Source organism: Catellatospora bangladeshensis (assembly GCF_016862575.1).
GTDB lineage: Bacteria > Actinomycetota > Actinomycetes > Mycobacteriales > Micromonosporaceae > Catellatospora > Catellatospora bangladeshensis.
Genome location: NZ_BONF01000030.1, coordinates 140,850 through 161,315 on the forward strand (window position 1 = coordinate 140,850; position 20,466 = coordinate 161,315).

Sequence of the window (20,466 nt, forward strand, 5' to 3'; positions counted from 1 at the left end):
ACATCGCGGGCGCGGTTCCGCACCGGCCGCGGATTACCAGGAAAGGCGGAACGCGATGACAACCTCCGACGATCTCGGTCGCCTTCTCGCCGCTGCGCAGCAGCCGACGCAGGACCGCGGCGCCCTGCGCGTCCAGGTGTTCTGCCTGCCGCACGCGGGCGGCGGCGCGATGCACTTCCAGAGCTGGCAGGGCTGGCTGCCGCACGCGAGCGAGGTGATCCCGATCGACCTGCCCGGTCACGGGCGCCGCTTCCGGGAGCGCCTGGTCGAGGACTGGCAGTGCCTGATCGACGACCTCACCGGCCAGATCGTCGACCGGATCACCGGGCCGTACATCGTGGTCGGGCACAGCCTCGGCTCGCTGCTGGCGTACGAGGTGGCCCGCAACCTGCAGAACCGGCGCAACTCACCGGCGCTGCTGGTGGTGGCCGGGCGCAACGGGCCCGCCGCGGCGCTGTCCCACCGGCCGATCCACGAGCTGCCCGACTCGCAGCTGCTGGCCGCGCTCAACCGCCTCGGCGGCACCCCCGCCGACGTCGACGAGCACCCGGAGCTGCTGGAGATGTACCTGCCGATGCTGCGCACCGACCTGCGGCTGGCCGAGACCTACCGGCGCGAGCCGGGGCCGCCGCTGTCCTGCCCGATCGCCGTGTTCGGCGGCCGGCAGGACCCGATGGCCGACTCGCTGGGAATGCTGGCCTGGGAGCGGGAGACCACGGAGTCGTTCGACATGACGATCTTCGAGGGCGGCCACTTCTTCCTCACCGCACGCGCCTTCACCGCGGCCCTGGCCGCCCGCCTCGACAGACTCGTCGAGGAGCTGGCGGCGGTGTGACCGCCGCTTTTTCATACACAGACCTGGGGGAACAGGGATGCGACTCAGTCGGGGACGCAACGAGCAGGAGTCCATAGCGATCATCGGGATCGGCTGCCGCTACGGCGGCGGCATCGTCGACTTCGACTCGTTCCAGAGGGTGATCGCGGCCGGAGTGGACGCGGTCGGCACGGTGCCACCGGACCGGTGGAGCGCCGCGTTCGACTCCGGCGACCGCACCACCGCGGGCGCCGGGTACTGCGGGTTCGGCGCGTTCCTGCCGGACGTCGGCCGGTTCGACGCGTCCTTCTTCGGCATCCGGCCGGAGGTGGCGCGGGAGATCGACCCGCAGCACCGCCTGCTCATGGAGGTGGCCTGGGAGGCCGCGGAGCACGCCGGGCTCGGCGACGACGTGGCTTCCCGCCACCGGACCGGCGTGTTCTTCGGCATGCTGGCGATGGACTACCTGCTGCTGCACGCGCAGGGCGGGGGCACCAACGCCATCGACCGGCACTTCGCCAGCGGCCGCGAGTTCAGCTTCGCCGCGGGCCGGCTGTCCTACCTGCTCAACCTGAGCGGTCCGGCCATGACGGTGAACACCGCGTGCTCGTCGTCGCTGGTCGCGGTGCACCTGGCCTGCCGCAGCCTGATCAGCGGCGAGTCGGACGTGGCGCTGGCCGGCGGGGTGAACGTGCTGGTCGCGCCGGACCTCAACATCTACCTGACCAAGCTGGGCGCGCTGTCGCCGACCGGGCACTGCAAGCCGTTCGACGCGCAGGCCGACGGCCTGGTGCGCGGCGAGGGCGTCGGCGTGGTGGTGCTCAAGCGCCTCGCCGACGCGGAGGCCGACGGGGACCGGGTGCTCGCGGTGATCCGCGGCAGCGCGGTGAACCACAACGGGCGCTCCATGACCCCGACCATGCCCAGCATGGAGGCGCAGGTCAGCCTGCTCGCCGACGCGCTGCACGACGCCGGGGCGCACCCGGACGACGTGCGGTACGTCGAGGCGCACGGGCCGGGCACCCCGGTGGGCGACCCGGTCGAGGCCGCCGCGCTCAGCAGTGTCTTCACCCCGCACCGCCCGGCGGGCCTGCCGCTGTACGTCGGCTCGGTGAAGGCCAACCTCGGCCACACCGACGCGGCGGCGGGCGTGGCCGGGCTGCTCAAGGCGGTGCACGTGCTGCGCAGCGGGCAGGTGCCGCCGCAGCTGCACCACCGGACGCCGAACCCGGCCATCGACTGGGCCGGGTCCTGCCTGCGGGTGATGCCCGACGGCGCGCCCCTGGACCTGCCCCGGCACGGCCTGGTCGGGGTCAGCTCGATCGGCCTCAGCGGCACCAACGCGCACATCCTGCTGGGGCGGCCGGACGAGGCGCCGGCCCCGATGCCGGTGCCGCCGCGCTGGCACGCGCCCCGGCTGGGCACCCGGCCGAGCCCGGTACGCCCGGCGGCGTACCCCCGGCACGCGGTCACCGAGCCGGGACCGCACCGGCGGCGGCCGCTGCTCCTGCTGCTGTCCGGGGCCGACGGCGAGGGCCTCGCGGCGGCCGCGGGCGACCTCGCCGGCCTGCTCGCCGAGACGCCGGCGCCGGGCCTGCTCGACATCCAGCACACCCTGGCGCACCGGCGCTGGCACCTGAACCGCCGTGCCGCCGTGCTCGCCCCGTCGCTGCCCGCGGCGCTGGACTCGCTGCGCGCGCTGGCAGACGGGCGGCCCGCGGACCACGTGCTCACCGGCAACGCGGCCGCCGCGCCGGACGAGGCGGTGGGCCTGCGGCTGGTCGGCGAGCCGCTGTCCACCCTGGCCGCGGCGCGTTTCCTCTACCAGAGCGAGCCGGACTTCCGGCAGGCGTTCGACGAGTGCCGGACGGCCGTGGACCGCTCGGCGGGCCGGGGCGTGCGGCTGCTCTCCGACACGGTCTTCGCCGACCGGAGCACCCACGTGGCGGCGCAGATCTCCGTCCAGATCGCACTGTGCGAGCTGTGGCGGCTGTGGGGCCTGCCGCCGCAGGACGTGACCGCCGACGGCGTCGGCCGCTACGCCAAGCTCGTGGTCACCGGCGCGGCCGGCCTGGACGAGGTGATGCAGGCGGTGAACCGGCGCTACACCGGCCGGGGCCGCCGGATCGCCGAGCGCTCGCGCTGCCGCCCCGTGCCGATCGTGCCCGCCCGGGGCGCCGCGCGCGCCGAGGTGCCCGGCGCCCGGCTGGACATCCGGCCGAACACGACGGTCGGCGAGCTGATGACGGGTGCGGCACACCTGTTCTGTCAGGGGGTTCCGCTGGACTGGTCGCGGGTGCTGCCGGGGCGGCACCACGCGCTGCCGCGGCGCCGGTTCGGTGGCGAGGTGCTCTGGAGCCCGCATTCGGCAGCGGTGAGTGAGGTGCCGGTGGGCGTTCAGTCACATTGAGCGGACCTCATTGTCAAGCAGATTCCGGATGGTATGCTGATGAATAATCAGCACTCGATGAATTCTGCTGTGAATGGGATCAAAATGGTAAATCAGTCAGCTGACCGAGAAGAAGCGGCTGCCACCAAGACGGTGCGCCGTACCCGTACCGGTCGGCGTCCCGGAGACAGCCGGACCCGCGAGGACATCGCCGTGGCGGCGCGCGAGCTGTTCGCCGAACGCGGCTACGCCGGCACCACGATCCGCGCCATCGCCGCGCGCGCCCGGGTCGACGGGGCGCTCATCCACCACTTCTACACGGACAAGGCGGGCGTGTTCGCCGCCGCGGTCTCCGACATCGTGCCGCTCAGCAACGGCGTCGCCGACGTCGTCGCCGAGGCCGGCGACGATCTGCCCGAGGAGCTGCTGCGGCTCTACCTCGACCTGTGGGAGTCCGACTCCGGGGACGCGGTCAAGGCGATCTACCGCTCCTCGCTGGCCGACCCGACCGCGTCCGGCCTGCTGCGCGAGACCAGCAGCGACAAGCTCAACGCCACGCTGGCCCAGGCCATCGACGACCCCGACGCCGACCTGCGGGCCGCCATCGTGGGCGCGATGATGTTCGGCCTCGCCGCCTCCCGGCACATGCTGGCCCTGCGCCCGCTGGCGACCGCCAAGCTCGACTCGGTCATCGACATCATGGCGCCCGCCCTCGCCGCGATCATCACCCCGCCCAAGCCCGCCGACTGATCCGCCGCGTACGCCCATGCCCGGCGGTCCGCCAGGCGCGCCGCGGCACCGCGGCGCGCCCGGGATCCGCGGTCAGACTCGGGCGATGCGGAAGACGCGGACGTAACTGCCCCGCCAGTAGCCGAGCGGGAAGCGGTTGCGGTGCGCCTCGCCCTCGACCATCCGGCCGAGCACGATGACATGGTCACCCGCCTGCACGGTGTCGTGCACGATCAGCTGCGCGGTGGCGACGGCGGCGCGCAGCTGTGGCATGCCGCTCGCGTCGTCCCACGCGACCGAGCCGAACTTGTCCTCCACCGGGCTGGCGAACAGCGCCGACACCGCCTGGGCGTCCGCGTCCAGGAAGTTGACCGCGAAACGCTTGCGGGCCAGGATCGCGTCCAGCGTGCGGCTGGGCGCCTTCACGCAGGCCAGCAGCATCGGCGGGTCGCCGGACACGCTGCACACGGCCGAGCAGGTGAGCCCCTGCGGGCGCCCCTCGTCGTCGACCGAGGTCACCACGCATACCCCGCTCGGCAGGGAGCCCATGACCGCGCGGAACGTGTCCATGTCCACGCTGGCCGGGTGCTGTCCTGTCGATGTCATCAGATCCTCCCCTCGACGATCGCCGCGGCCAGCGCGGTGCGATCCTTCTTGCCGTTCGCGGTACGCGGCATCGCGTCGACCACGTGCACGGTGTCGATGATCATGTATGTGGGCAGCCCGGCGGCGCAGTGCCGCTTGAGGCTCAGCAGGGACGGCCGGGTGTCGCCGGCCGCCACGACCACCGCGTGCAGCCGCGCCGCCAGGCCGTCGCCGGTGGTCAGCACCAGCACGTCGTCCACGGCGGGGTGCGCGGCCAGCACGGCCTCCACCTCGCCGAGCTCGACCCGGTGCCCACGCACCTTCACCATGTGGTCGAAGCGGCCGACGTACTCGAACACCCCGTCCTCGGCGCGGCGGCCCAGGTCTCCGGTGCGGTACGGGCCGAGCTGCGGCTCGCGGCCCCAGTAGCCGGTCATCACGGTCGGCCCGGCCACCACGATCTCGCCCTCGCCCCCCTCCGGGTCGAGGTAGACCTCGTCGCCGCTGGCCGCCTCGCCGATCGGCAGCGGGCGGTCGCGCTGCAGGTCCGCGTCGGTCACCTCGTACGAGGTGCACACGTTCGTCTCGGTGGGGCCGTACCAGTTCCACAGCCGGATCTTCGGCCACGCCTGGCGCAGCTCCTTGACCTGAGGCATCGGGAACGGCTCGCCGGCGAACACCACGGCGCGCAGCGCGGGCGGCGGGTCGGCGGCGAGCAGCGCACCCTGGTGCATCATCAGCACCAGAGCTGAGGGCACCGAGTACCAGACCGAGATGTCCTGCTCGCGGAGGAACTCGACGAGCTGCGCCGGGGCGTACGCCATCTCGTGCGGGATCAGGTGCACCGAGGCCCCGGCGTGGAACGCCGCGTAGAGGTCGAACACCGACAGGTCGAAGTTGAACGGCGCGTGGTTGGACAGCCGGTCGACCGGGTTGACCCCGACCAGCTCGACGGCCCAGTCGACGAACGCCAGCGCGTTGCGGTGACTGATCGCGACGCCCTTGGGGGTGCCGGTGGACCCGGACGTGTAGAGGATGTACGCCACGTCGCCGGGCGCCGCGTCCAGCACGGGCAGCGGCCCGTCCGCCGCCGAGTCGAGGTGCTCGAAGGCCACCACCGGGCAGCCGCCGGGCACCTCGGGACCGGCCGCGGCGCGTTCGGCGTCCGCCGCGACCAGCGTCGCCGTGCAGTCCTCGGCGATCCGGCCGACCCGGGCCGCCGGGTTGCCCGGCGCCACCGGCACGTAGATCGCGCCGATGCGCAGCGCCGCCTGCATCAGCGCCACGGCGGTGCAGCTCTTGTCACTCCAGATGAGAATGCGGTGCCCGGCCTCGACACCGGCGTTGAGCAGGCCGCGCGCGTACCGGTCGGCGGCGCGGTCCAGCTCGGCGTAGGTCAGCGTGCCGTCCGGCCCGGCCACGGCCAGGCTGTCCGGGTATCGGGCGGCGGATCGGGTGAGCAGTTCGTACAGCATCACAACCCCAATTCCTTCGCGATGATGTGCCGCTGGATGTCGGAGGTGCCGGAGAAGATCGTGGCCGGTACGGCGTCGCGCAGCGCGGCCTCGATGCCGTCCTCGCGCTGGTAGCCGCGCCCGCCGAAGACCCGCACCGCGTCCAGCGCGGTGGCCAGCACCCCCTCGGAGACGGCGAGCTTGGCCATGGCGACCGACATCGGCCGCGGCCCGCCCTGGTCCATCTCCCAGCAGGCGCGGTGCAGCAGCAGCCGGGCCGTGTCGGCCCGGAGCTTCATCTCGGCAATCCGGTGCGAGACGGCCTGGAAGTCGGCCAGCGCGCGGCCGAACTGCCGCCGCTCGCGGGCGTGCGTGACGGCCCGCTCCACCAGCCGGTCGAGCAGGCCCAGGTAGCCGGCGAACAGGCAGGTGCGTTCCCAGCTCATCGACTGCTGGAAGATCGCCCCGCCCTGGCCCTCCACCCCGAGGACCCGCTCGTGCGGCACGAACACGCCGTCGAACCGGACCGGACCGGCCGGGCAGGAGCTGAGGCCCATCTTGTCGAACGGCTCACCGGCCGTCAGGCCGGACGAGCCGCGGTCCACCACGAACCCGGTCACGCCCAGATGCCCGGCGTGCGGATCGGTGGTGGCGTACGTGACGTACACGTCGGCGGCCGGGCCGTTGCTGACGAACGTCTTCTCGCCGTGCAGCACCCACCCGCCGTCGGTCTCGGTGGCGGTGACCGCGAGCCGGGACACGTCCGATCCGGCGTCGGCCTCGGTCATCGCGTTGCCGGCGATCAGCGTGCCGTCGCACAGGCCCGGCAGCAGCTCACGCTTGGCCTGCTCGCTCGCGAACTCGGCGATCGGCGCGGCGCAGGCGAACTGGTGGGCGCTGGACGCGAAGACCAGGCCCGTGTCGGGGCACCCGTAGCCGAGCGCCTCGATCTGTCGTGCCGTGTCGAGGGCGCCCAGCCCGCCGCCGCCGTACTCGGTGGGCAGGCTGCAGCCCAGCAGGCCCAGCTCGCCCAGGCGCAGCCAGTCCTTGCGGGTGTAGAAGCCCTCGCCGCGCGGTGCCTGCGCGAACGCCTCGCGCACGGCGGTCACCGTGTCCGCGTGCCGTCGCTGCTGTTCAGGGGTCCAGCCGAACTCCACGGTTCCTCCTCGGGCGCGCCGCGGTCACAACGGGATGTTGGGCAGCCGGTGCGGCACCGAGCGGCGCCGGCTCAGTGCGCGGATCAGGGTGGTACGGGTGTCCGCCGGGTCGATGACCGCGTCGACGATGCCGTCCCGCACCGCGGCGGCCAGGCCGTGCTCGGTCTGCCGATACTCCGCGACCAGCTCCGCCTCCAGCGCGGCGCGTGCGCTGTCGTCGTCGACCGCCTCCAGCCGCCGCCGGTTGGCCACCCGCACCGTCGACTCGGCGCTCATCACGTCCACCTCGGCGCCGGGCCAGGCGTAGACCGCGTCGGCGCCGAGCGATCGGCTGTTCATCGCGATGAACGCGCCGCCGAACGCCTTGCGGGTGACCAGGGTGACCCGGGGCACCTGGCAGGCGGCGAACGCGTGCAGCAGCTTCGCGCCGCGGCGCAGCACCCCGTTGGTCTCCTGGCTCACCCCGGGCAGGTAGCCGGGCACGTCCACGAGCACCACCAGGGGCACGCCGTACGAGTCGCACAGCCGCACGAAGCGGGCCGCCTTGTCGCCGGCCTCGGCGTCCAGGCAGCCGCCGAGCTTCAGCGGGTTGTTGGCGACCACCCCGACGGTGCGCCCGCCGAGGCGGCCCAGCGCGGTCACCACGTGCGGCGCCCAGCGCGGGCTCAGCTGCACCGCGGGCGCGTCGAGCAGCGCGTCGACCAGCTTGGTCACGTTGTACGCCTGGCGCGGCGACTCCGGCAGCAGCGCGCGGTAGTCGGCGCCGTCCAGCGTGTTGCCCGGCCTGCCGAAGGCGCGCTGGTCGCCCAGCAGCGTCACCAGCTCGCGGGCGGCGTCCAGGCACTCGGCCTCGTCGCGCCGGATCAGGTGGGCCACGCCGCTGTGCCGCGAGTGCACCGCCGCGCCGCCCAGCTCCGCGAAGCCCACCTCGACGCCGGTCGCGTCGCGCACCACGCGCGGGCCGGTGACGAACATCGACGCCTCTTCGGACATGATCACGAGATCGGTGAGCGCGGAGCCGTACGCCGCGCCGCCCGCCGCCGAGCCGAGCACCACCGAGATCTGCGGGGTGCGCCCGGACGCGGCGACGATGGCCCGGAACACCCGGCCCACCCCGTCCAGCGCGCCGACGCCCTCGGTGAGCGAGGCGCCGCCGGACTGCCACAGGCCGACCACCGGCAGCCCGCGCAGGTCGGCCTGCTCGATGACCTCGGCGATGCGGGTGCAGCCCTCCTGGGTCATCGCGCCGCCGCGGCGGGCCGGGTCGGTCGCGTACGCCGCGGAGGGGACGCCGCCGATGGGGCCGTAGGCCACGGCGACCTCGCTGTCGCGGGCCGGGAGCAGCAGCTCCGGGTTGCCGCCGTCGAAGAGCCCGAGCAGTCGCGCGCTGGCGCGGTCTGCCGTCCCGGCGCCCGGTGCGGGCCCGGCGGGCAAGGTCTCGATAACCGTCATCTGCCGCCCCCGGAAACATGTGGAAGAAAACTCATCTGAAGATGAGTATCCGGTCTACACTGGACTTGTCAAGCGTTGAATTCCCCACCTGTTGAGAAAGGTGAGCGTCCATGGAGATGACGACCCGAGATCTGATCCTGGAGGAGACCCGGCGGCAGATCGCCGAACACGGGCTGGACGCCACCACCATCCGCGGGGTGGCCCGCCGCGCGGCCGTCGATCCGGCGCTCGTCCGGCACTACTTCCACTCGCGGCAGGAGCTGATCGACGAGGCGACCGAGCTGGACCTCGACATCCGCCGCATGGTCCGGGTGGTGGTGCACGGCTCGCCCAAGCTCGCGGGCCGGCGGCTGGTGGGCACGGTGCTGCAGGTCTGGGACCATCCGGAGGCGGGGCTGGTGCCGATGGCGCGCCTGGCCGCGGCCCTGACCGACCACAACGCGGCGCAGCTCGCCCGCACCGACCTGATCGAGCAGTTCCTGGGCGAGGTGGTGACCCGGCTGGGCGCGGACCAGCCGCGGCTGCGCGCCCAGCTCATCGCCTCCCAGCTGCTGGGGCTGGCGCTGTTCCGCTACCTGGTGAGCGAGCCGGTGCTGGCCGGAGCGACCGTGCCGGGGATGACGGCGGTGCTCGGTGACGCGGTGGGCCACTACCTGGCCGAGCCCGTGTGACCTCAGACCGAAGCTCCCTTCATGTCGTCAGCAGCATGAAGGGAGCTTTGATCGTGAGGTGGCGACCGCGGGCGTCAGCGGGCTCCGGCCCGTTCCGCCGCCGGGTAGACGGGTGTCGACCACGCCTCGTGGGCCAGCCGGCGCGCGTGCTCCTCGGCGCTCTGGTTGACCCGGCGCATGGCGTAGCGCAGCACCGGGGGCGCCATCAGCGAGGTCACCACCGCGACCAGCACGATGATGGTGTAGGACGTGGTGTTCAGTACGCCCACGCGCAGCCCCACCATCGCCACGACGACCTCGACCACGCCGCGGGCGTTGAGGCCGGCGCCCAGGGCGAGCCCCTCCCACCGGTTCAGCCCGCTCATCCAGGCGCCCAGGTAGGCCCCGATGAACTTGCCGAGGATCGCCACCGCCAGCACGGCCAGGGCGATGAGGAACATGGTGGGATCGCCCAGCACCGTCAGGTCGATCCGGAGACCGGCCGTCGCCAGGAAGATGGGGGCGAGCACCGAGAGCACGACGGTGCGCAGCGGGGCCAGCCGTTCCGGATCGACGACGCCCGGGCGGCCGACGATCATGCCGACCACGAAGGCGCCGAAGACGGCCTCCAGGCCGAGCAGGTGAGTGACGGCGCCGCCGAGCACCATGAGCCCGGCGACCACCGCGGGGGTGGTGCCGCGGTTGTCGGAGCGCCCGGCCAGCCGCAGCGCGCCGGACACCAGTGGCCGGCCGAGCACCGCGGCGAACGCCACGAAGCCGACCAGGAAGAGGACGGACCGGGTGACCTGCCAGGCGCTGAGGCCGATGGTCGCCATCGCCGACACGACGGAGAGCAGCAGCCAGCCGACCGCGTCGTCGACGGTCCCGGCGGCGATGGTCAGCTGGCCGATGTCCCGGTGCAGCAGCCGCATGTCGGTGAGCGTCTTGGCGATCACGGGGATCGCGCTGACGCACATGGCGACCCCGAGGAACAGGGCGAACACTGTCCGGGACACTCCGTCGGGCACGATCGCCGCGGGCAGCGCGAAGCTGAGCGCGATGCCGAAGCCGAGCGGGAGCAGCAGTCCACAGAGGCTGATCCGGACCGCGGTGACCCCGCGGCGGCGGATGAGCCCGAGGTCGAGATGGGCGCCGGTGATACCGACCAGCAGCATGACGCCCAGCAGGCCGACGGCGTCCAGCAGGTGGACCTGACTGGCCTCGTTCGGCAGCAGCCAGGCGGAGAAGCCCGGTGCGAGTGCGCCGAGCAGGCTGGGGCCGAGCAGCACGCCGGTGAACAGCTCACCGACGATCGCGGGCATCTTCAAACGTTCCGCCAACCGGCCCAGGACGACGGCGACCAGCAGCAGGGTCGCCACCTGGAGCAGGAAGAGCAGCACCGCATGGGCGGGGATGGGGGGAGCTGGCTCGAATGCGAATGTCACGCTGGATCCTCCTGACCGTGGACGGCACGGAAGAGCGGCATCGTGCCGGGCCGGAGCCGGGCACGATGCCGCGATCCGTCAGAACGCGGGTGCCGCGGTCGGGGCCTTGAGCTCCCCGAGGTACGGCCGCCACAGGTGGGTCTCGTCCTCCTCGACCGCGCGCACGATCTCGCGCATCTCGGCGAGCGCCGCCGGCTCGTCGTCCTCGTAGACGTCGCCCTGCAGCAGCTTCAGCACGTCGAGCCGGTAGCGCGGGTCCTGGACGAAGGCGGTGAACAGGATGTTCAGGCGGTAGTAGATGGTGATGAACTCGTACCAGTTGCTCACGCCGCGGCGCAGCTTCGTCTCGTAGATGCTGAACCGCTTCTTGGCGAAGTCACCGGCCTCGGCGGCCGCGATGATGTCGGCGCACGCGATACGCGCGCTGTTCATCGCGACGCTGACGCCGCTGGAGAAGATCGGGTCGACGAACCGGGCCGCGTCGCCGATCAGCACGAAGTTGTCGCCGCAGATCTGGCTGACGCTGTAGCTGTAGTCGCCCTCGGACTTGAACGGCTTGACCTGCTCGGCCTCGCGCAGCGCACGGGCCAGCTCCGGCCGGCTCTCCACCGACTCCCAGAAGAACTCCTCGCGCTCGCTCTTCGAGGCCGCGAAGCGCTTCTTCTGGGTCACCACGCCGATCGAGGTGACGGTCTCGTTGATGGGGATCTGCCACACCCAGGTGTCGGTGAGCGGCAGGAAGTGGATGAAGATGTAGTCGGTCTGCTCCGGGTTCAGCGCCAGCGCCTTGCGGTCGAAGTTGTCGAACCACGTGTGGATGGCGTACTGGTTGAACACCGGGTCGGAGATCTTGGTCTTCATCTGGTTGGCCAGCAGGGTCCGGCGGCCGGAGGCGTCCACGACCATCCGCACCGGGATCTGCTGCGCCTCGCCGTCGATGCGCACGTGGACCACGGGGAACTCGCCCTCGAAGTCCACCTTCTGCACCCGGGCGTTGTAGCGCACGTCCGCGCCGAGGCTGGCCGAGTGGTCCAGCAGGATCTGGTCGAAGAGCCCGCGGTCGACGTGGTAGGTGTGGTCACGGTCGACGCCGGGCTGGTCACGCTCGTGGAACAGGATGTCCGCGGCGCGGAAGTCGTGGGTCAGGCCGGTGAAACCCATGTGGTCGATGGGCCGGGACTCCGCCGAAGTCCAGGCCGCGCCGTACTTCTTCGGGAAGTTCGCGGCCTCGATCTTCTCCATCGCGCCGATCTCCAGGAGCACCGGCGTGGTGGCGGGCACGAGGGACTCGCCCACGTGCTCACGGGGGAACGTCTCGCTCTCGAGGACGACCACCGAGAGGCCGGCCTTCGCGAGGTAGGACGCCGCGGTCGAACCGGCGGGGCCGCCGCCGATAACTGCGATGTCGAACGCTGGTTGCACGATCGCCTCCTTGTCGTTGGGCGTGGGCTTCAGGCGCTTGCGACCTCGGTGGGCAGCAGCGACCGCACGAGGCTGGTGATGGTGTTGATGCTGCGGAAGTGCCGGCCGGTGATGGCCGTCGGCGGCACCGAGACGTGCAGCTCTTCGCGGATGAACGTGAGCAGCCGGGCCGTGTTCATCGAGTTGAGGACGCCCCACTCCAGCAGCGGGGAGTCCGCGTCCAGCTCGCCCGCCGACTCGCTGCCCAGCAGGTGGTCGACGATGAACGAGGTGACGCGGGCCTGGATCTCGTCGGTGTCGATGGTGGTCACTTCGTGTGCTCCTCGGGTTCTGGCTACGTGCGGCTCCATAGCGGACGGTCGGACAGCAAAAGTCATCTTGTGAGGAACTCTACAAGCGATGAACTGTCTCGACAAGGCGCATCTTCCCGATCACCGCGCGTAGCGGGTGTGACCAGGGAAGATCTGACGGCGGAGACGCTGCTGCGGGCGGGGGTACGCCGCATCCCGCCGGCCCGGAGGCGGCTCGGCGGGATGCGGTGGGGAATCCGGAGCTAGAAGCCCGTGGCGTCCAGGAAGGAGCGGACGGCGGCGGCGAAGCCGGCCTCGTCGTCGTCGTACACGAAGTGGCCGCCGGTCAGCACGGTCAGCGTGGCCCGGGGCGCCTTCGCCGCCATCTCGGCGGCGTGGTCGGCGGCGAGCACGAAGCTGTCGCTGCCCGCGATCAGCAGCGTCGGGCAGGACACGGCCAGCCAGTCCGCCCAGTGGTCGCCGTTGAGCCGGTCCTGCGCCGCGAGGGCGTCCTCCACCCGGCAGGCCAGGCCCCAGCCGTCGGCGTGCTCGCGTACGCCGTCCACCAGGTACGGCCCGAGGAAGCCGAGGGCGTCGAGGAACTGCTCGCGGCTCGGCGCGCGCTCCGGCCAGGCCCGCGCGAACGACAGGTCGGCCTCGATCACGGCGCCCACGTCGGCCACCACCAGCGCGCTGACCCGCTCGGGCCGGCGCGCGGCGAGCTGGTACGCGTTCGCGCCGCCCAGCGAGTGCCCGACCACGGGCAGGCGGTCCAGGCCCAGGTGGTCGAGCAGCGCGACGAGGTCGCTCAGGAAACCCTCACGGGTGTACGGCGGTGCGGGGTCCGACGACCCGTGACCGCGCTGGTCCGGCGCGATGACCCGGCGGCCGGGCAGGGCCGCGGCCAGCCGGGCGAACGCACGGCCCTCGCTGAACAGCCCGTGCAGTGCGAGCACGGGCTTTCCGGTGCCGAAGTCGCGATAGGCCAGCCGGCGGCCGCCGAGGTCCAGGTACCGCGGTGAGGGGAGGTCCGGCCACCGCCCCATGCCGCCATCACCAACCACGAATGGATGTTCTTAGTTGTTTGCGCCCGCAGTCAACCGCACATCCGGCAACGATACGTAGCCGTGATGCTACTTATGGGTAGTTCAGGTCAGCCGGCCGGCGCGGGCGGCTCCTCCGTACGGGGCCGGGCCTCGGTGAAGTCGCCGCGCTCGTACGCCGCCACGATGGCCCGCCGCTGCAGCTTGCCGCTGCTGGTGCGCAGCAGCCGCCCCGGCCGCAGGAAGTGCACGTCCTCCGGCCGGACGGTGACGCCGGTGGCGTGCACCAGGTGCTCCACGATCCGGGCCCGGCACCCGCCCGGGTCGGCCCGCGCGGTGCGGTCCGCCTCGGCCAGCACCACGATGCGGCCGCCGGACTGCGCCACGGCCACCCGCCGGATGAACGCCAGCTGCTCCAGGGCCTGCTCGAAGTCGGCGGCGAACAGGCTCTGCCCGTTCACCTTGATGCGGTCGCTGATCCGGCCGGTGATGAACAGCTCGCCGCCGTCGACGAAGCCGATGTCCCCGGTCGCGTAGAAGCCGTCCGTCCCGGTCAGCGGCCGCGGGTCGTCCAGATAGGAGTCGGCCAGCGTGCCGCCGGCCAGCTCGATCTCGCCGAGCTGGCCGTCCCGGCACACGCGGCCGTCCTCGGTGCGCAGCCGCACCGTGAACCCCGGCATCGGCGGCCCGACCGAGATCGCGGGCAGCCCCGAGGGCGAGCGCACGATACGCACCCGCCCGGCGCGCGGCCGGCTCGTCACCACGAGCACCGTCTCGGCCATGCCGTAGCAGGGCATGAAGACGTCGTCGCGCAGCCCGGCCGGGGCCATCAGGGCCAGGAACTCCTCCAGGTTGCGGATGTTGATCGGCTCGCTGCCCAGGTAGATCACGTGCAGCCGGGACAGGTCCAGCTCGGCCAGCTCCTCCCGGTCCAGGTCGCGCATCAGCCGCAGCGAGTAGTCGACCGCGAAGTTGGGCACCACCGTGCCGCAGACACCCTCCCGCGCCATGTGCGCCCACCAGCCGAACGCGTCGAACAGGAACGTCGACGGCTCGGCCAGCAGCAGGTCGCTGCCGCTCGCGAAGGAGGACAGCAGGCCGCCGACCAGGCCCATGTCGTGGTAGAGCGGCAGCCAGCTGCTCACCCGGTCCTCCGGGTTGCGGCCGTCGGTGCCCAGGATCATCGCCAGGTTGGCCCGCAGCCGCCCCTGCGTGATCGGGATGCCCTTCGGGAACGAGGTCGAGCCCGAGGAGAACTGCACGAAGGCCAGCTCGTCGTCGGCCGGCACGCGCAGCCGCGCGCCGGGCAGCCGCAGCTCCGGGTCGGGCAGCGGCAGCCGGGCCAGCGGCAGGTCCACCGTGGCAAGGCTCGGCGTCTGCAGCACCGCCGCCGCGCCGAACTCCCCCGCCACCCGGCCGAGGAAGTCCTCGTAGCCGGCCTTCGGGCTGTGCGGCAGCAGCGGCTTCACCGACAGCGGCAGCGCGCCGGCCTCCATCAGCGCCAGGAACGACAGGATCACCGCCGCCGAGGTCTCGAACGGGACGATCACCCGGGTGCCCGGTCCGATGCCGTGCGCGCGGAAGTGCTCGGCGTACGCCGCGATCCGCGCCGGGAACTCGCGGTAGAGCACCGTCTCCGGCGGGTCGGCGAACTTCTCGTACAGGTGCAGGCCGTGCTCGGGCACGGTGTCGTGGTTGCGCTGGACGTGTTCGAGCACGGCGGGCTCCTACTCCTCGGTCGCCGGGACGGCCCCGGCGCGTTTCATCCAGCCGGCCACCCCGGGCAGCACCTCGGCCTCGGCCCGTGCCCCCCGGATCACGTCGTAGTGGCCGGGATCCCAGCTCAGGCCGGTCTCCCGGCCGTACACCCGGAAGTCCACCGGGCCGCCCAGCCGGTCCGCGAGCTTGCGGCCGCGCGCCGGTGAGGCGTGGAACGTGTCGGCGGCGCCGATGGTCACCAGCGCGGGCACGGTCACCCGGGACAGCGCCTGCCAGTAGTCGGTCGCGCCGTCGGCGCTGCGGAACTCGCCCCGGGGCGCCCAGTCGGCGAACTGCCGCATCAGCCCCGCGGGCTCGTCCCAGCGGCCCTGCCGCAGCGCCTTCGCGGGGAAGCGGCCGGCCAGCCGGGCCAGCATCGACGCGCCGCGCAGCTGCACGCGCTTGCCCAGCCCGCCCTCGGAGTAGTCGTTGACCGCGGACGAGATGGTCACCACCCCGGCGAGGTGCCGCTGCAGCGACGGGTCGGCGCCGAGCGCGGCCAGCAGCGCGTACCCGATCATGCTGTGCGCCAGCACGAACAGCGGCCCCTGGTGGCTCGCGGCCACCCCCCGGATCAGGTCGGGGATGTCGTGACGCACGTAGGTGTCGAAGTTCCAGTCGTACGCGCGCCGCCGGGGCCAGCGGCTCCGGCCGTGCCCGCGCAGCGACGCGACGTACGCGGTGAACCCGCGCTCCACGAACACCGTGGCGGGGCCGCGCCCCGCCGAGCTGAGGAAGAACCCGCCGTCGGAGAACAGCCCCGGCAGGAAGAGCACGCCGGGGGCGGCGCCGCCCTGCGGCGGGACCTGCCTGACGTGCAGCTCGTGACCGCCGGACGTGGGCACCCAGCGCTCGGACCCGGTGACAAGGCCGGACGTGCTCATCTGCACTCCACTCGGTAGTAGGCGGCGCCGTCAGCGGGGCGCGGCGGCCGCCAGGAAGTCCTGCATCGAAACGAGACACCGCAGCTCGGTGTCCAGGAACGCGACCGTGACCAGCGCGTCCACCGCCGGGCCGGGCACCTGCGGCAGGTGCAGCCGCTGCCGGAAGCGGGCCCGGAAGGTGAGGTCGTCGTCCGCGATCTCCGCCTCGGTCGGCGACTCCAGCCGGGTGCGCACCTCGACCTCGCCGCGCGGGATCTCGGCCAGGTAGTCGAGCTGGATCGACGCGACCACCGCGACGACCCGGTCCCCGTGCACGATGCCCTGGCGGCCCATCCAGTCCCAGCGGCCGGCCTCCAGATACTCCAGCGCCACCGCGTTGTTCACGTGGCCCAGGGCGTCCAGGTCATTGGGCCGGACGGGGAGCGTAAGCCGTGATTCGCCGAAGAACATCGCGGGCCTTCCGATCGATCGTGCCGAAGAAGCGCTGGTAAACCGAGGTCCGGCCGGTCACCACGACCACGGAGGAGACGAAACCGCCGCTGTGCGAGATCGAGACGTTCACCCGCAGCCGGTGCCGGGCCAGGTGGCGGGCGAGCGAGCCGCGGATGTCGAACTCCGGTCCCCCGTGCGGGTCGTGGACCACCTCGGCGTCCGTCCAGAACCAGGGCTCCCGGGCCGGTGGCAGCGCCTTGAACAGCGCCTCCTTGGCCGCGAAGGCGCCCGCCAGGCTCTGCAGCGGCCCCACCGCGCCGGCGAACCGGCGCAGCTCACGGTCAGTGAAGAAGACATCGGGCTCGCGCAGCCCGGAGGCGACCTCCAGCTCGCTGATCAGCTGGAGGTCGTGCCCCAGGCCGATCAGCTGCCCAGCAGGTCCAGCCAAGTGTCCTCGACCTCTTCCCGCGTGTGCACCTCGATGCCGGTGATCTTCTTGAGCGCGCTGCACACCAGCTGCTCCTTCTTCTCGATCGCCTCCGGGCGGAAGTCCATCTCCTTGGTCTCCAGCTGGTCCCACCAGTTGACGTGGGTGCCCCGCTCCTCCAGCTTGTCGCGGGCGCTGCCCTGCAGCTCCCCGTCCTCGCGCAGGAACAGGTGCGCCACCGCGAACGCGTCCTTGGCGTGGTACTCCCCGCTGTCGACCAGCGCCTTGGCGAACGCGATGAAGTAGTTGCGGTGCTGGATCTCGTCCGCGGCCACCTGCTTGAAGATGCGGCGCAGGCCCGGGTCGGCGACCACGTGCTGGCACTGGCCGTAGTTCACCGCGGCGGTGATCTCCGAGATGGCGAGCAGCACCAGCGTGCGCAGCATGTCGTCGTCGGGGAAGACCTGCCGGAAGTTGATGAACGTCTCGTCGTCGATCGGTTCCATGCCGGAGAGGTCGGCGAGGCGGTTGAACACCGTCTCGTGGTGCGCCTCCTCCTCGTTCCAGTAGCGGCTCCAGGTGCCGCAGGCCTCCATGGCCGAGGCCAGCGCCGGGTTGGTGTCCCGCCACCGGTTGCACTCGGCGTTGGCCTGGCGCTCCAGCCGGTCGGCGCCCGGCTTGGTGGTCAGCTCGGCCCGGCCCGCGTTCCAGACCAGCATCCGGTCGGTCGGGGTCAGGCTGTCCAGGTCCACCGCGGCGAGCATGTCGACCACGCTCCACCGGCGCGACTCGTGCAGCCGCTGCTGCTCCCAGGTCACGTCCACCAGCGACATGCCGCGCTCGGTGAGCGCCGCCCACAGGTCGGTGATGATGGCGGGCGGGCCCGCGGGCACGGTCGACCGGCGGATCCTCGGCTGCACGTCCATGACGGTCATGCCACGGCCTCCCTCTGGCGGTCGAACTCCTCCTGGAAGACCTTCAGCACGGTCGTGGTCGGGGTGTCGAGCGGCATCGCGGGCAGGCGCACGCGGGCGCCGTACTCCTTGCGCAGCGCGTTGGCGGTGCGCGCGAACGCCTCCATGAGGTCGATGCTGTTGGTCATCCGAGGGCTGCGGGCGATCACGGTCGCCAGCGTCACGTCGTCGCCGAACAGCTGGTCCTCCGGCAGGCCGGCGTGTTCGGCGAACTTCTCCCTGAGGTAGGACTGCACGTCGGTCTTCATCATGCGAGGAATTCTACAAGCGATGAGTCTGACTGCCAAGAGGGTCGATGTCCCGTGGCACGCAGGCCCCGCCCGGGTGCCGCACCGGGTGGGGGTGGTCAGGCGGGGAAGGAGAGGCGCCGCCGGACAGCCGAAAGGCCCTTCCGGGGACCGGAAAGGCCTTTGACGTGGGGTGTGCGGTGGGCCGCCAGGGACTCGAACCCTGAACCTACGGATTAAAAGTCCGCAGCTCTGCCATTGAGCTAGCAGCCCGTGCCTGCCAGGCTACCGGATCAGGCGGCACCGGTCGCCGGGGTATCCGCCCAGGCGCGCTGCCCTTCGCCCAGCGGCAGCAGGAGGCCCTGCTGCTGCGCGCGCAGCACCGTGGTGAGGCGGTCGCTGGTGCCGAGCCGCCGGTACACCCGTTCCAGGTGCTTGCCGACGGTACGCGGCGACAGCCCCAGCCGGCGGGCCATCGCCTGGATGGTCAGGCCCTCGCGCAGCAACGCGACGACCTGCCGCTGCCGTTCGGTGAGCGCGGGCGGGCCGGCCGCCGCCGCGTGCAGGCGCTCGTCCAGCGCCGCCGCGACCAGCCGGTGCGCCCTGGCCCACGTCTCGGTGAGCGCATGCAGCGCGACCAGCCGTTCGGTGGGCAGCTCCCGCAGCAGGCCCGCGTCGTCGCCCGCGGCGGCCCGCAGGCAGCCCAGCGTCAGGTCGGCCGTCAGCAGCAGTGGCCCGGTGCCGTCCGTCATGGGTGCGGTGGGTGAGGTAGTCGTTACGGACATCGCGGATCCCCTCGGGTCATGGGCGTACTGCGGGCTGCCTCCTCGATGGACGGAGGTACGGGGCCCTTAGGGCGGCTGCCGGAAACCCTTAGCCGCGTTGCGCGATCGGGCGCGCGGGGCGCCCGCCCGTGGGTGCGAGTAAGGGAACTGGTCGTCATCAGTTGCGGCCATACCGCTTGTGAGCAGGGCGGATATAGCGTTCCCGGCATCAGGTCGCCGCGACGCGCGGCGGGTCCGGATCCCCTCAGGCGCGGCCGTTCGGGCGAGTTCGACTCCGAACGCGACGGCCCGGCGGGCGGGGCCCGGCGGCGCGGTGCAGGAGCCGAGGAGAGGGAACGGGACATGACGGCCGGCGAGAACGACAAGCACGACGACCTCCCGGGCCTGCGGGAGCTGGCCCGGCGCGGCCTGCTGGCGGCGTACGTCGCCGCCGCCTCCGCGCAGGAGCGCCGACGGCTGCGCGTGGAGGCGTACGACCTGCTGCTGGTCCTGGTCTTCGGGCAGCTGACCCGGAACCTGGAGCTGCGCCGGGGGCACCGCGGGTGCGCCCGCGGGGTGCGCCACCTGGCCGACGAGTGCCTCGACCGCTTCCACGACGACATGAACGCCGTCCTCGACGACCTCTTCGCCAACGCGCGGATCCCGATCCAGAACCTGGAGGGCTGGGTGCGGCGGCGGCTGACCCACGCCACCGTCGACGCGTACCGGCGCCGCCGGGGCGAGCGCGGTGCGCTGCAGCGGCCCCGGGTGCCCGGCTGGCTGGCCGAGCGGCTCGGCGGGCGGGCGGACCTGGCGGCGCTGGCCGTCGAGATGCTGGAGTGGGTGGGCGTGGAGGCCACCGCGGGCGCGCAGGACTGGCCGGTCGACGCCTGGGCGCAGGCGCGGGCGGCCCGCACCGGTGAGGACCTCGACAAGGCCCGCCGGGCGGTGACCGAGGACGTGGCGCTGGTGCTCACCGCGATGCGCGGCCGTCCCCGGTGGTTCGCTGACTATGTCGAGCGGCCCCTGGGCCGCAAGCGCCCGGCGCCGGCCACCGGCGATGCCGACGCGCGCTCCACGGAGGAGGGCGGGCACGGTGGGCAGGACTCCCTGCGGGACCTGGCCGCCCTGGCGTTCGCCGCGCTGGAGCTGCGCCTGGCCCGGGGCGAGGAGCCGCGGGCGGCGGTGTCCGAGGTGCTCCGCACGGTGTTCGCCGCCGGGTCCGGCCGGGAGAGCCTCGACCGGCTGCCGGGGGCGTCCGCCGGGGCCGACGAGTGGGTGCTCGCGCAGCTGGCCGACCCGGCCGCGGTCGCCCGCATCACCGATGCGGTGCTGGCACTGCTCCCGGGGCAGCCGGGCTGACCCGCCGGCCGGTGGCCGGGGCGGGCCGCCGCGCCGGTGCGCGGCCCGGTTGTCGGCGATCACGAGCAGTCCTTCCGTGGCGGTACGAGGTCGGTTGAGGGTCTGACGGACCGGGCGCGGCCCGTCCGGCGCGGGCGGCGCCGCACCGCACCCGGCGCGCCGCGGGGTGGCCGTGCACCGGCCGGGCGGGCACCCGGGCGGCCCGCTC

20 protein-coding genes and 1 tRNA gene are annotated in these 20,466 nt (G+C 72.8%); 5 read left to right on the top strand and 16 right to left on the bottom strand.

Annotation, left to right across the window (positions count from 1 at the left end; all coding sequences use genetic code 11):
- Positions 1-55: 55 nt before the first annotated feature.
- The 3 genes from Cba03nite_RS25030 to Cba03nite_RS25040 all read left to right on the top strand — a co-directional run bounded on the left by Cba03nite_RS25030 (position 56) and on the right by Cba03nite_RS25040 (position 3,953).
- The gene (locus Cba03nite_RS25030) at positions 56-835 is read left to right on the top strand and encodes a thioesterase II family protein (RefSeq protein WP_203750854.1); all 780 of its coding nucleotides are present in this window, start codon (positions 56-58) and stop codon (positions 833-835) included.
- Between the two features lie 37 nt (positions 836-872).
- Positions 873-3,224 (top strand): beta-ketoacyl synthase N-terminal-like domain-containing protein, encoded by a 2,352-nt coding sequence (locus tag Cba03nite_RS25035; RefSeq protein ID WP_203750856.1) that lies wholly within the window; start codon positions 873-875, stop codon positions 3,222-3,224.
- 192 nt (positions 3,225-3,416) lie between these two features.
- Positions 3,417-3,953, top strand: coding sequence for a TetR/AcrR family transcriptional regulator (locus tag Cba03nite_RS25040; protein ID WP_203750858.1), 537 nt, complete (start codon positions 3,417-3,419; stop codon positions 3,951-3,953).
- A 72-nt stretch (positions 3,954-4,025) separates the two neighbouring features.
- Here the strand turns inward: Cba03nite_RS25040 and Cba03nite_RS25045 are convergent, their stop codons facing one another.
- Genes Cba03nite_RS25045 through Cba03nite_RS25060 form a run of 4 tightly spaced genes read right to left on the bottom strand, consistent with a single transcriptional unit; the run spans position 4,026 to position 8,571 of the window.
- Positions 4,026-4,538: a flavin reductase family protein gene (locus tag Cba03nite_RS25045; RefSeq protein WP_203750861.1), complete on the bottom strand. Its 513-nt coding sequence runs from the start codon at positions 4,536-4,538 to the stop codon at positions 4,026-4,028.
- Complete coding sequence (locus Cba03nite_RS25050) at positions 4,538-5,992, bottom strand: amino acid adenylation domain-containing protein (RefSeq protein ID WP_239126000.1); 1,455 nt, start codon at positions 5,990-5,992, stop codon at positions 4,538-4,540. Before Cba03nite_RS25050 ends, Cba03nite_RS25045 begins: the two co-directional genes overlap by 1 nt.
- Complete coding sequence (locus tag Cba03nite_RS25055; RefSeq protein ID WP_203750866.1) at positions 5,992-7,128, bottom strand: acyl-CoA dehydrogenase family protein; 1,137 nt, start codon at positions 7,126-7,128, stop codon at positions 5,992-5,994. Before Cba03nite_RS25055 ends, Cba03nite_RS25050 begins: the two co-directional genes overlap by 1 nt.
- Before the next feature lie 24 nt (positions 7,129-7,152).
- Positions 7,153-8,571 (bottom strand): acyl-CoA carboxylase subunit beta, encoded by a 1,419-nt coding sequence (locus Cba03nite_RS25060; RefSeq protein ID WP_444542257.1) that lies wholly within the window; start codon positions 8,569-8,571, stop codon positions 7,153-7,155.
- Between the two features lie 119 nt (positions 8,572-8,690).
- Between Cba03nite_RS25060 and Cba03nite_RS25065 the strand changes: the two genes are divergently transcribed.
- Positions 8,691-9,251, top strand: coding sequence for a TetR/AcrR family transcriptional regulator (locus tag Cba03nite_RS25065; RefSeq protein ID WP_203750870.1), 561 nt, complete (start codon positions 8,691-8,693; stop codon positions 9,249-9,251).
- Between the two features lie 74 nt (positions 9,252-9,325).
- On the opposite strand, the gene Cba03nite_RS25070 is transcribed toward Cba03nite_RS25065, so the two are convergent.
- The 12 genes from Cba03nite_RS25070 to Cba03nite_RS25125 all read right to left on the bottom strand — a co-directional run bounded on the left by Cba03nite_RS25070 (position 9,326) and on the right by Cba03nite_RS25125 (position 18,917).
- Positions 9,326-10,675: a cation:proton antiporter gene (locus Cba03nite_RS25070; protein ID WP_239125999.1), complete on the bottom strand. Its 1,350-nt coding sequence runs from the start codon at positions 10,673-10,675 to the stop codon at positions 9,326-9,328.
- Between the two features lie 78 nt (positions 10,676-10,753).
- Positions 10,754-12,097 (bottom strand): NAD(P)/FAD-dependent oxidoreductase, encoded by a 1,344-nt coding sequence (locus Cba03nite_RS25075; RefSeq protein WP_203750871.1) that lies wholly within the window; start codon positions 12,095-12,097, stop codon positions 10,754-10,756.
- A gap of 29 nt (positions 12,098-12,126) precedes the next feature.
- Complete coding sequence (locus tag Cba03nite_RS25080) at positions 12,127-12,408, bottom strand: acyl carrier protein (RefSeq protein WP_203750872.1); 282 nt, start codon at positions 12,406-12,408, stop codon at positions 12,127-12,129.
- Positions 12,409-12,650: 242 nt separating this feature from the next.
- Positions 12,651-13,451, bottom strand: coding sequence for an alpha/beta fold hydrolase (locus Cba03nite_RS25085; RefSeq protein ID WP_203750873.1), 801 nt, complete (start codon positions 13,449-13,451; stop codon positions 12,651-12,653).
- An 89-nt stretch (positions 13,452-13,540) separates the two neighbouring features.
- Positions 13,541-15,148, bottom strand: a complete 1,608-nt coding sequence (locus Cba03nite_RS25090; protein ID WP_203750874.1) for an AMP-binding protein — start codon at positions 15,146-15,148, stop codon at positions 13,541-13,543.
- A gap of 9 nt (positions 15,149-15,157) precedes the next feature.
- The gene (locus tag Cba03nite_RS25095) at positions 15,158-16,072 is read right to left on the bottom strand and encodes a serine aminopeptidase domain-containing protein (protein ID WP_203750875.1); all 915 of its coding nucleotides are present in this window, start codon (positions 16,070-16,072) and stop codon (positions 15,158-15,160) included.
- Positions 16,073-16,102: 30 nt separating this feature from the next.
- The gene (locus Cba03nite_RS25100; protein ID WP_203750877.1) at positions 16,103-16,456 is read right to left on the bottom strand and encodes an acyl-CoA thioesterase; all 354 of its coding nucleotides are present in this window, start codon (positions 16,454-16,456) and stop codon (positions 16,103-16,105) included.
- 19 nt (positions 16,457-16,475) lie between these two features.
- On the bottom strand, positions 16,476-16,952 hold the full coding sequence (locus Cba03nite_RS25105) for a holo-ACP synthase (RefSeq protein ID WP_203750880.1): 477 nt from the start codon (positions 16,950-16,952) through the stop codon (positions 16,476-16,478).
- On the bottom strand, positions 16,928-17,866 hold the full coding sequence (locus Cba03nite_RS25110; RefSeq protein ID WP_203750883.1) for an acyl-ACP desaturase: 939 nt from the start codon (positions 17,864-17,866) through the stop codon (positions 16,928-16,930). The genes Cba03nite_RS25105 and Cba03nite_RS25110 overlap by 25 nt, the downstream gene beginning before the upstream one ends.
- On the bottom strand, positions 17,863-18,156 hold the full coding sequence (locus Cba03nite_RS25115) for a hypothetical protein (protein WP_203750884.1): 294 nt from the start codon (positions 18,154-18,156) through the stop codon (positions 17,863-17,865). The genes Cba03nite_RS25110 and Cba03nite_RS25115 overlap by 4 nt, the downstream gene beginning before the upstream one ends.
- A gap of 177 nt (positions 18,157-18,333) precedes the next feature.
- Positions 18,334-18,405, bottom strand: a tRNA-Lys gene (locus Cba03nite_RS25120).
- 20 nt (positions 18,406-18,425) lie between these two features.
- A complete protein-coding gene (locus tag Cba03nite_RS25125; protein WP_203750885.1) occupies positions 18,426-18,917 on the bottom strand; it encodes a helix-turn-helix transcriptional regulator in 492 nt (163 codons plus the stop codon).
- Positions 18,918-19,259: 342 nt separating this feature from the next.
- On the opposite strand from Cba03nite_RS25125, the gene Cba03nite_RS25130 reads away from it, so the two are divergent.
- Positions 19,260-20,258, top strand: coding sequence for a hypothetical protein (locus Cba03nite_RS25130; RefSeq protein WP_203750886.1), 999 nt, complete (start codon positions 19,260-19,262; stop codon positions 20,256-20,258).
- The last annotated feature ends 208 nt before the right edge of the window (positions 20,259-20,466 follow it).